The organism is Lysobacter sp. 22409 (genome assembly GCF_052045105.1).
Lineage (GTDB): Bacteria > Pseudomonadota > Gammaproteobacteria > Xanthomonadales > Xanthomonadaceae > Lysobacter > Lysobacter antibioticus_B.
In genome coordinates this window covers 22891-33347 of sequence record NZ_JBQEOE010000044.1, presented here as the reverse complement: position 1 = coordinate 33347, position 10457 = coordinate 22891, and the positions used below count along the sequence as shown (strand labels likewise).

Annotated in this window: 7 protein-coding genes; 2 read left to right on the top strand and 5 right to left on the bottom strand. The window is 69.3% G+C overall.

Features of this window, described 5'->3' with window-relative positions; genetic code table 11:
- Positions 1-374: 374 nt before the first annotated feature.
- From ubiB to ACTJJK_RS19185, 5 genes are all read right to left on the bottom strand, one after another.
- Positions 375-2060: a ubiquinone biosynthesis regulatory protein kinase UbiB gene (gene ubiB, locus ACTJJK_RS19205; protein WP_440730983.1), complete on the bottom strand. Its 1686-nt coding sequence runs from the start codon at positions 2058-2060 to the stop codon at positions 375-377.
- Positions 2057-2716 carry a ubiquinone biosynthesis accessory factor UbiJ gene (locus ACTJJK_RS19200; RefSeq protein ID WP_031372802.1) on the bottom strand — a complete coding sequence of 220 codons (660 nt, stop codon included), beginning with the start codon at positions 2714-2716 and terminating at the stop codon, positions 2057-2059. The genes ubiB and ACTJJK_RS19200 overlap by 4 nt, the downstream gene beginning before the upstream one ends.
- Before the next feature lie 34 nt (positions 2717-2750).
- Positions 2751-3749 (bottom strand): 2-alkyl-3-oxoalkanoate reductase, encoded by a 999-nt coding sequence (gene oleD, locus ACTJJK_RS19195; protein ID WP_440730982.1) that lies wholly within the window; start codon positions 3747-3749, stop codon positions 2751-2753.
- A 350-nt stretch (positions 3750-4099) separates the two neighbouring features.
- Positions 4100-5815 (bottom strand): olefin beta-lactone synthetase, encoded by a 1716-nt coding sequence (gene oleC, locus ACTJJK_RS19190; protein ID WP_081931038.1) that lies wholly within the window; start codon positions 5813-5815, stop codon positions 4100-4102.
- A gap of 4 nt (positions 5816-5819) precedes the next feature.
- Positions 5820-6752, bottom strand: coding sequence for an alpha/beta fold hydrolase (locus ACTJJK_RS19185; protein WP_031372805.1), 933 nt, complete (start codon positions 6750-6752; stop codon positions 5820-5822).
- A gap of 289 nt (positions 6753-7041) precedes the next feature.
- Between ACTJJK_RS19185 and ACTJJK_RS19180 the strand changes: the two genes are divergently transcribed.
- Both ACTJJK_RS19180 and ACTJJK_RS19175 read left to right on the top strand, forming a co-directional pair.
- Positions 7042-7896: an HpcH/HpaI aldolase/citrate lyase family protein gene (locus tag ACTJJK_RS19180; RefSeq protein ID WP_440730981.1), complete on the top strand. Its 855-nt coding sequence runs from the start codon at positions 7042-7044 to the stop codon at positions 7894-7896.
- Complete coding sequence (locus ACTJJK_RS19175; protein ID WP_440730980.1) at positions 7893-10394, top strand: sodium:solute symporter family transporter; 2502 nt, start codon at positions 7893-7895, stop codon at positions 10392-10394. The genes ACTJJK_RS19180 and ACTJJK_RS19175 overlap by 4 nt, the downstream gene beginning before the upstream one ends.
- The last annotated feature ends 63 nt before the right edge of the window (positions 10395-10457 follow it).

Sequence of the window (10457 nt, the reverse complement as noted above, 5' to 3'; positions counted from 1 at the left end):
TGCTTATGACAAAAGAAAGTAACCCGCCGCTTTAGTGGCGGAAGCTTTAAGCGTTTGATCTAGATCTTGATCTTGCTTGAGCGATACGCTGCAAAGCCGAAACAATGCGGTCGCGGCTCGCGCCGCTCCTACCCAGGCGAAAGCACGTCGCTTCGATTCACGCCACCGGCCTTGTCACCTCCGCGCGTCCCGCGGTCGCGACTCACGTCGCTCCTACAAAGGCGAAGCCTACAACGCAACGCGGCAAATCCATCCCCTGCAGGAGCGGCGTCCGACTGGATTTCCTCCGGTCATAAGCCGCGACCACGCGAGCACACACGCCGGCGCTACCGCGAAGAGCTTCGGCCTCTGAACCAACCAGACAAGCCCTCTCGTCAACCCGAGCTCTTGCCCCGCGGCCACGCCGCCAGCAACGCCCACAGGCCGCCGAGCCCGGCGATCCACGACGAAGCCGGGATCGACCAGAACCTCGGGCCGCCCGATTCCATGCCGTACAGCACCGCCGCGACCACCAGCAGGCCAGTGCCGAGGATCGCCGCGACCGTGCGCCGCACCGCATCCTTGATCGTGCGATTTAGGTCGGTGATGTCCTGCGAGCGCATCTTCAATTCGTGCTGGCCCGACACCTGCTGGTTGAGCCAGCTGTGCAGCAGGCGCGGCATCTCCGGCGCGCGCGTGACCAACTCCGGCAAACGCTTGCGGAACTCGCTCGCCAGCCGCTGCGGGCTGTAGCGGTCCAGCAGGATGCGCTGCAGCACCGGCCGCGCCACCGCCCAGATGTCGAGCTTGGGATCGAGCAGACGGCCGACGCCTTCGATGTTGAGCAAGGTCTTCTGCAGCAGGATCAGCTGCGGCTGCAGGGTCAACTCGTAACGCTGCGCGGTGCGGAACAACTTCACCAGCACCTCGGCCAGCGAGATCTCGCTGAGCGGTCGGGTGAAGTAGGGCTCGCACACCGCACGCGTCGCCGCTTCGAGCTCGTCGATGCGGATGTGCGGCGGAATCCAGCCGGCCTGCACGTGCAACTCGGCGATGCGGCGGTAGTCGCGGTTGAAGATCGCCATGAAGTTTTCGGCGAGGTAGTACTGATCCTCGTCCGACAACTGGCCCATGATGCCGAAATCCAGGGCGATGAAACGCGGATTGCTGCGCCGCGCCGGGTCGCTGTCGACCCAGATGTTGCCGGCGTGGGCATCGGCGTGGAAGAAATTGTCGCGGAACACCTGGGTGTAGAACACCCGCACGCCCTTGGAGGCGAGCGCGCGCCGATCGATGCCGGCGGCGTCGAGCGCGGCGATGTCGTCGGACGGAATGCCGTACACGCGCTCCAGGGTCAGCGCGCGTTCGCCGGTGTGCGACCAGATCACTTCCGGCACGTACATGTCGTCGCTGTCGGCCCAGAAACGGCGCAGCACGCTGGCGTTGGCGCCTTCGCGCTGCAGGTCCAGTTCGGCGGCGAGGGTGCTCTCGATCTCGGCGACGATGGCGCGCGGGCGGATCTTGTCGGCACTGGGATGAGCGCGGTCGACCAGGGCGGCGAGCGCCTTGAGCAAGGCGATATCGCCGGCGATCTTGCCCTCGATGTCGGGACGCAACACCTTGACCACGACTTCGCGCGGCGGCTTGCCGTCCTGCGCCGGCAACCGCGCCGCGTGCACCTGGGCGATCGAGGCCGAGGCCAGCGGTTCGATGTCGAAGGATTCGAAGGCCTCGCCGATGCGGCGCTCGAGCGCGTCCTCGACGATCTTGCGCGCGGTCTCCCCGTCGAACGGCGCGACCCGGTCCTGCAGCAGCGCCAGCTCGATCGCGATGTCCGGCGGCACCAGGTCGCGCCGGGTCGAGAGGATCTGCCCGAACTTGACGAAGATCGGCCCGAGCTCCTGCAGCACCAGGCGCAGGCGCGCACCGCGCGACATCGCCGCGATCTCGTCGGAAGCGCGCGGCACGAACGGGCGCGCAAGCTTGAGCCAGCGCTCGACCGGGGTGCCGTCGAGCAGGTCGTCGAGGCGATAGCGCAGCAGCACGCGGCCGATACGCCAGGCACGCACCGCCGACCTCATGCGCTGCGTCCTGCGCGGTCGCGCAAGCGCGCCACGCGTGCGGCCGCACGCTCGACGTCGTCGCGCAAGGTGTCGACATCGTCGTGGAAGGCGTTCAACTCATCGCGCGGGACCACGTCGCGCGATTCCTCGGTGACGTATTCGGCGGCGTTGCCGGCCAAGGCGCCGGCGGCATCGCGGGCGTGGCGCAAGGCGCCGGCGACGGTATTGGCGACCTGCACCCCGATCACATCGCCGAACACCGCGGTGAAGGGTTGCTGCCAGTCCGGATCGAAGCGTTCGGCCAGACGCTGCAGGCGCCGCGCCAGATCGGCGTCGCCCTCGATGCGCAACTTGCCGACCGGTGCGGCATGATCGTTGCGCGCGCCGCCGAGCAGGTTGGGCAACTGCGACAGGATCGCGCCGAGGGTACTGCGCACCGACAGGTCGGGTTCGTCGCTGTCGCGCACCGGCCCGACTTCGAGGCGCTCGCCGGCCACCACGATGCGCAGCGCCAGCGGCGGCGACGCCAGGTGCAGGGCGACGCTGCGGCCGTCGAGCGGGCGCAGCGCTTCGCGGGTGTCGGGATCGAGCGCGAGCGCGCGGTTCAGCGCGGCTTCGAGCGCGCGGCCGGCCATCGGCTTGAGCGCGTCCAGGGGCGAGGCGGTGTCGGTCATGCGGCCATTCTAGCCGGCGCGCGCCGGCCGGCTGTTACGCGGATGTCGAGGCCGCGCCGCCGGCCTGGGCATGGTGGGCGCGCACCCGCGCCAGGCCTTCGTCGAAACCGACCTGGGGCACGTAGCCGAAGTCGCGCCGGGCCGGCGCCATGTCGTACCAGTGCGTGGTCGACAACTGCTCGGCGAGGAAACGCGTCATCGGCGGCTCGCCCTTCAGCGGCAACACCGTCCACAGCAGCTCGCAGACCGCGCCGATGGCGTAGGCGGCGCGGAACGGCAGGGTCTTGTCGGCGAGCAAACCGTTGACCGTCTCGCGCACCGTGCGCGGCTCGCCGTTGCTGATGAAGTAGGCGCGGCCGGCGCAGGGCGCGCCCGGGGCGAGATGCTCGAAGGCGTCGAAATGCGCCTGCGCGGCGTTGTCGATATAGGTCGTGTCGATGCGGTTGTGGCCGTCGCCGACGAAGCGCAGGCGGCCGCTGCGGGCGCGTTCGACCAGGCGCGGCAGCAACTGATTGTCGCCGACGCCCCAGATCAGGCGCGGGCGCAGGGCGACCGTGGCCAGGTCCGGCCCGTTGGCGGCGAGCACGGCCTTTTCGGCGATGGTCTTGGTGGTCGCATAGGCGGCCTTGAAGCCTTCGCCGTAAGGCACGCTGTCGGCGGTGCCGCCTTCGACCGGATGGGTGGCGCGGTGGGTCACGCTCGGGGTCGAGGTGTAGACGAGTTTGCCGATGCCGTGGGCGTGACAGGCCGCGAGCACGTTCTCGGTGCCGACCACGTTGGCCTGGTGATAGCTCTCGTAACTGCCCCAGGCGCCGGCCTTGGCGGCGTTGTGGAAGACCGCCTCGCAGCCTTGCGCGGCATCGATCACGGCCTGGCGATCGGCGAGATCGCCGCGCAGTTGGATCACGCCGAGCGGTTCCAGCGCCGGGTACAGGCCGCGATTGAAACTGACCACCTCATGCCCGCGCGCGACCAGGCCGCGGCACAGGGCCTGACCGAGAAAACCGCCGCCGCCGGTGACCAATATCTTCATCGTTGCTGCATCCGTGAAAGTCGTGAGTGCAGCGCGCGGCTGCGGAAACCTTGCGCATCATAGGCTGCGCGCGACGGCCTTCGCCGTGCGTTGGCGAAGAAAAAGCAAATCCCCCACGTCCGCTGCGCGGCCGTTCGCCCCCTTTGTCAAAGGGGGCAACAGCGATAGCCGTCGCTGCGCCGTCTATCGGGCTCTTGGAGCCTCGTCGCCCCGTCCTATCGAGCTCCCCTTATCGAGTTCCCCCCTTTGCAAAAGGGGGGCCAGGGGGAATTTGCTTTTCGCCCCGAAGCACCAAGAGCCGAGTCCCGCCGGTGCGCGCCTCGACCTGCGTCGATCCGACGCAGCCCGCTTCAGCCCTTCTGCGCCTGCGCCGCCAGCTTCTCGCGCCCGATCTTGGCGTTATGGCGGATATCGACCGGGAAGCCCGGATGGAAACGGATCCGCTCGATACCCGCGGTATGCGCGTGCTCCGCGCCGATCGCGCGCAGTTCTTCGGCGATGCGCTCGCACTCGGCGCGCGCGGTGCGCGGTTCATGCAGCTCCACCCACAGCAACGGGGTCTGCGCACCGAAGGCGCCGGTGCCGACCAGGGCGGTGCGGCGCACCTTCGGGTGGGTGTTGAACACCGGCTCGACCTGTTCGGTGTACAGCGGGCCGCTCGCGGTTTCGACGCGATGGGTCTTGCGCCCGCAGAACCACAGCCGGCCTTCGCCGTCGAGATAGCCCAGGTCGCCCATGCGGTGGACGATGCGGTCGAGCCCGCCGCGCACTTCGCGGATCTTGGCCAGATGCGTCGCCGCATCGCGACGGAAATAGCTGTCGGTCGCGGTCGGGCCGGCCACGGTGATCTCGCCGACCACGCCGTCCGGCAACACCAGGTCGTCGGACCAGTGTTCGATCGCGGCATCGTCGATGCGGATGATCCGCACCTCGTTGCGCTCGACCGCACGGCCCACGCAGGTGCCGGCGCCCTGCTCGGTCGCCGCGCGCGTGGACTGCAGTTCGCGGCCTTCGATCACCGCCACCGGCAGGCATTCGGTGGCGCCGTACGGGGTCCAGAACTGGGCGTCGCGCGGCAACAGCTCGCGCAGCGCCGCCACCGTTTCCGGCGGCACCGGCGCGCCGGCCGAGGTCACTCGCTTGACGCCCGGCAAGGCCTGGCCGTGCTTGGCCAACACCGCCATCAATGCCGGCGAACCGAACAATTGGTCGACGCCGAAACGGTGGATGGCATCGATCAGCTTGACCGGATCGGCCTGCGCCGGCCGGGTCGGGTCCATGTCGGGGATCACCGAGGTCAGGCCCAGCGCCGGATCGAACAGGGCGAACGGCGGGAAGGTCGGCAGGTCGACGCCGCCGGGGGCGATGCCGAAGGCTTCGCCCATCATGTCGATCTGGGCGACGAAATGGCGGTGGCGGAACACCACGCCCTTGGGCACGCCGGTCGAGCCGCTGGTGAACACGATCGCGGCGACTTCGTCGGGGCGGGTGTCGGCAAGCTGCGAGGGCGCGCCTTCGCCGTCGCGCTCGACCCGCGCCAGGGTGTCGTCGGCAAGGAAGGCGCGCCGGCCGGTGGTGATGCGGATGCGCGCCGACTTCGCCCAGCCGAGCACGACGCGGGCGACGTGGGCCAGCGGAATGCCGATGAAGGCCTCCGGCTCGGCTTCGTCCAGGCATTGCCGCAGCGCGCGTTTGTCGATGCCCGGGTCGATCAGCACCGGCACCGCGCCGGCCTTGAACAGAGCGAACATCAACAGGAAGAACTCCGGCGACGGCCGCACCATCACCGCGGTGCGGGTGCCGCGCACGATGCCGCGCTTGGCCAGGCCGGCGGCGATCGCGTCGCTGCGCCGGTCGAGTTCGCCGTAGGTCAGCTCGACGTCGTAACTCGCCAGACCGTCGCCGCGGCGCGTGCCCGGGCAACGCATCGCCACCCGTTCGGGCGACTGCGCCGCGCAGGCCGGCAACGCAGCGGCGATGTTGCAGGTGTCGCTACGGCTCGCCGCAGCGGCGCCTGCTTCGATGGCGCCTGCTTCGATGACGGGTGCTGGCGTCGGGTTCGTCATCGGCTCAACTCAAGGGGTGTCGGTCGAGGAAGGCGCGGATCTCCGGCACCAGCACCTCGGCCTGATCTTCCAGCACGTAATGGCCGGCGTCGTCGAAAGCGTGCACCTGCGCCTGCGGCAGCGCGTCGGTGAAGCCTTTGAGGAAGTGATGATCGAAGACGAAATCGCGCAGGCCCCAGCCGATGAAGGCCGGGCGGTCGGCGTATTCGGGCAGCTTGCGGCCCATCGCCTGCACCAACGGCCAGGCCAGATCGCCGTCGCCGAGCGGAATGTCCTGGACGAAGCGCGAGGTGGCGATGCGGTTGGCCCAGGAGTCGTACGGCGCCAGGTAGGCGCGGCGCACGTCGGCCGGCATCGGCTTGACCACGCCCATGCGCGCGGCGCCGCCGGCGAAGGCGTTGAAGCCGCGGATCAGGCCGGTGCCGATCGCGGAATCGCGGCCCAGGCGCAGGCGCTTGGGCAACGGCTTGGCCGCCGGCAGCGGGAAGGCGCCGGTGTTGGTGATGACCAGGCGCTTGATCTGTTCGGAATGCTTGAGGCCCCAGCCGAAGCCGATGCCGCCGCCCCAGTCGTGCACCGCCAGGGTCATCGGCCCGGTCACGCCGAGGTGCTGCAGCAGGCGCTCGACGTCGTCGACGCGCGATTGCAGGGTGTACGCGTAATGCGGCTGCACTGCCGGATCGTCGGAGGGCTTGTCCGACAGGCCCATGCCGACATGGTCGGGGACGATGCAGCGATAAGCCTTGCCCGAACTCGGGTCGCGCAGCGCCAGCACCAGCTTGCGCCAGTAATAGCTCCAGGACGGGTTGCCGTGCAGCATCACCACGACCTCGCCATCGCGCGGGCCTTCGTCGAGATAGCTCATCTCGATCCCGGGACGGACCTGGAAACGCTGCGGCTGGAAGGGGTAGTCGGGAAAACTGCGGCTGGAGGTCATCGGCGGCTCGTTGGCGGCACGCGAACGGGCGCGGACCTGGGCGGACAGGCGCCATTATCGGCTGCATCGGCCCGATGGGGAACGTTCCCGCCGCTTCGACGCCGGATCGATGCCGCTTCGACGACGTTGCCCGGCCGAAACCGCCGATCCCGGGGCCGCGCGCCGGATCGCCGGCGGCGCGGATCGAAACAAAACCTATCGTTTGAACATGCCGGCCCTGTGCGATTGCTGCGGTCGGCTTGTCGCACACTCCAGCCCCATGACGATTCGCATCCCGCCGCGGTGATCCATGCGTAGCAAGCTGTTCGTGCCCGGGTCGCGGCCGGAATTGTTCGCCAAGGCGCTGGCCGGTCCGGCCGATGCACTGTCGTTCGATCTCGAGGACGCGGTCGCCGAAAACGCCAAGGACGCCGCGCGCGCCGCGGTCGCGGCCTTCGTTGGCTCGGCGGCGGTGGCGGCCTCGCCCAAGGTCGTCATCGTGCGGGTCAACGACCCCGCCTCGCCGCACTTCGCCGCCGACCTCGCCGCGGTCGCGCGCACCGGCGTGACCCTGATCAACCTGCCCAAGATCGAATCGGCGAGCGCCCTGCGTGCGGCGGTCGCGGCGATCGAACGCGCCCAGGCCGACAACGCCGCCGCGCCGCCGATCCCGGTCCTGGTCAACATCGAAACCCCGCGCGCGCTCGCCCATGCCGCCGAGATCGCCGCCGCGCATCCGCGCGTGGCCGGGCTGCAACTCGGCCTGGGTGATCTGTTCGAGGCCGAAGGCATCGACCGCCGCGACCGCGCCAACGTGCATGCGGCGATGTTCGCCGTGCGCATGGCCGCAGCCCAGGCCGGGGTGTTCGCGCTCGACGGCGCCTACGCCGACCTGCACGACGACGCCGGTTTCAGCGCCGAAGCGCAGGCCGCGCACCGGCTCGGTTATCTCGGCAAGACCTGCGTGCATCCGCGCCAGGTCGCGCTGGCCCACGCCGCTTTCGCGATCAGCGCCAGCGAGCTGGCCGCGGCGCGGCGCGTGCTGGCCGCGGCCGAAGCGATGCCGGCCGACGGCCGTGGCGTCTTCGTCGTCGACGGCCGCATGATCGACCTGCCCTTCCTCAAGCGCGCCCAGGCCCTGGTCGCGGCCGCGGAGCGCACATGAGCCCGCCGCGTATCGATCACCCGACCGCCCCCGCCGCCCCCTCGCCCCGAGCGCTCGCCACGCTCGCGCAGCGCATCGCGCGGCGCCTGCTCGTCGTCTGCGCCGCGCTGACGATCGTGGCCGCGCCCGTGCAGGCCGAACCGCTGACGCCCTTGCGCAGTGCCAGCCTGCCCGCGCTCGACACGCTCTCGCCGCTGCTCGGCGTGGCCACCGTCGACGGCCGCACCGTCGCCATTGCCCGCGACGGCGCCTGGAGCCTGGCGCCCGACGATGCCGCCTGGACCGCCTTGCGCGCCCGCGATACCGCTACTAGTACGGCCAAGGTCGCCGCGCTGATCGGCGACGGCACCCGCGCCTATATCGTCTCCGACGCCAGCGCCGACGCCACCGCAGTCGCGCACTTGTCGCTCGACGAGCGCGGCCTGCGCCTCGCCCCGTTGCCGCCGTTGCCGGCCGCCTTGTCGCAGGTGCGTGGCGCCTTGTCGGCCGACACCTTGTTCGTGGCCGGACGCGATGCCGGCGGCGCGCTGCATTTGTTCCAACGCGGCCTCGCCGATGCGAGCCTCGCCTGGAGTGCGGTCGCGATCTGGCCGGGCGCCGGCGCGCCGCGCTCGTTGGTGGTGCAGACGCATTCCCTGTTCGTCGCCGTCGCCGACCCGCACGGCGGCGCCGACCGCCTGTTGCGCTGGTCGGCCGAACACGGTTGGCGCCAGGCCGGCACGGTACCGGGGCAGGTGCTGCCCGGTGCCGGCCGCGCCCTCGGCCAGGCCCACGTGCTGTATCCGGTGATCGCGCCGGGGGCCACGGCGGCGACGCCGATGACCTATCAGACCATCACCAGCGCCTGGGCACCGCTGCCGGGCGCGCAACTGGCCGGCGCGCAGCTCACCGCCGCCTGGCCCGACGGCCTGTTGTGGACGCAGCCCTCGGCCGACGGCCGCCGCACCGCGTTCGCGACCGCGCAAGTGCAGGCCAACAAGCTGCTGCTGCACTGGCTGGACTGGTTGGTGATCGTGGTCTACCTGGCCGGCATGATCGGCATCGGCCTGTATTTCTATCTGCGCGAGAAACGCAACTCGACCGCCAATTTCTTCGTCGGCGGCCGCAGCATTCCGTTCTGGGCCGCCGGCGTCAGCCTGTACGCCGCCAACACCAGCTCGATCAGCTTCATCGCCATTCCCGCCAAGGCCTTCGAGAGCAACTGGCAGTACCTCACCAACAACCTCATCGCGGTGCTCGGGCTGATCTTCGTGGCGATCTGGATCGTACCGCTGCTGCGCCGGCTCGACCTGATGTCGGTGTTCTCCTACCTGGAGACGCGTTTCCATCCGGCGATCCGCATGCTCGCCAGCGCGCTGTGCATCCTGACCCAGATCGGCAGCCGCATGAGCGTGATCCTGTTCCTGCCGGCGTTGGCGATCGCCACCATCACCGGCATCAGCGTGTTCTGGAGCGTGCTGCTGATGGGCGGCTTCACCATCGTCTACACCGCGATGGGCGGCATGAAAGCGGTGATCTGGACCGATTTCGTCCAGGTCATCGTCAAGATGGGCGGCGCGGTGTTCGCCATCGGCTTCATCGTCTGGCAGTTGCACGGCGGTTTCGGCGAATTCCTCGCCATCGCCCGCGCCGAAGACAAGATGCACCTGTTCGACTTCAGCTTCGACATGACCAAGGCCACGGTCTGGGGCTTCGTGTTCCTGGTGCTGTTCGACGTGGTGCTGACCTTCCCGAAGGACCAGGTGCTGATGCAGCGCACCCTGTCGACCAAGTCCGACCGCGAGGCCGGGCGTTCGATCTGGGCCTTCGCCGCGATCATGATCCCCGGCGGCTTCGTGTTCTACATGATCGGCACCGCGCTGTTCGTCTATTACAAATCGCACCCGGAGCGGATGAACCCGCTGCTGCCGATCGACGCCACCTTCCCCTTGTTCATCGCCGCCGAACTGCCGGTCGGGGTCACCGGGCTGATCATCGCCGGCATCTTCGCCGCGGCGATGGCGACCTTGTCGGGGATCATGAACAGCGTGGCCACGCTGATCTCGGTGGATTTCTACGAGAAACTGGCCAAGCGCGGCACCGCCAAGAAAAGCGTGTTCGTCGCCGAACTCACCACGGTCGCGGTCGGCCTGGTCGGCATCGGCGCGGCGCTGTTGCTGTCGCGCTTCGACATCCATTCGCTGTTCGACGTATCGATCGAACTGGCCGGCCTGCTCGGCGGCGGTTTCGCCGGCGCCTACACCCTGGGCATGTTCACCCGCCGCGCCAATTCGCCCGGGGTGGCCATCGGCATCGGCATCAGCATCGTGCTGACCCTGGTGATCTGGTCGTTCCGCCTGGTGCATCCGTACTTCTATCTGGCGATCTCGATCCTGCTGTGCATCGTGTTCGGCTACCTCGCCAGCCTGTTGTTCCCGGCGCCGGCGCGCTCGCTCGACGGATTGACGATCTACCGCGACAAGGACGCGGCGGTCGCCGCCGCACCGGCCTCCCCCTGATGGCATACGCGGGTCTGGCGACCCTCGTGTAGCCTCGGCTAGCCGCGATTCGCGCAACCGTCA

Excerpts from the sequence above, each read along its gene's own strand:
- ACTJJK_RS19180 (WP_440730981.1), top strand. The coding sequence starts at position 7,042 with ATGCGTAGCAAGCTGTTCGTGCCCGGGTCGCGGCCGGAATTGTTCGCC.
- oleC (WP_081931038.1), bottom strand. The coding sequence starts at position 5,815 with ATGACGAACCCGACGCCAGCACCCGTCATCGAAGCAGGCGCCATCGAA.
- ACTJJK_RS19175 (WP_440730980.1), top strand. The coding sequence starts at position 7,893 with ATGAGCCCGCCGCGTATCGATCACCCGACCGCCCCCGCCGCCCCCTCG.
- ubiB (WP_440730983.1), bottom strand. The coding sequence starts at position 2,060 with ATGAGGTCGGCGGTGCGTGCCTGGCGTATCGGCCGCGTGCTGCTGCGC.
- ACTJJK_RS19200 (WP_031372802.1), bottom strand. The coding sequence starts at position 2,716 with ATGACCGACACCGCCTCGCCCCTGGACGCGCTCAAGCCGATGGCCGGC.
- ACTJJK_RS19185 (WP_031372805.1), bottom strand. The coding sequence starts at position 6,752 with ATGACCTCCAGCCGCAGTTTTCCCGACTACCCCTTCCAGCCGCAGCGT.
- oleD (WP_440730982.1), bottom strand. The coding sequence starts at position 3,749 with ATGAAGATATTGGTCACCGGCGGCGGCGGTTTTCTCGGTCAGGCCCTG.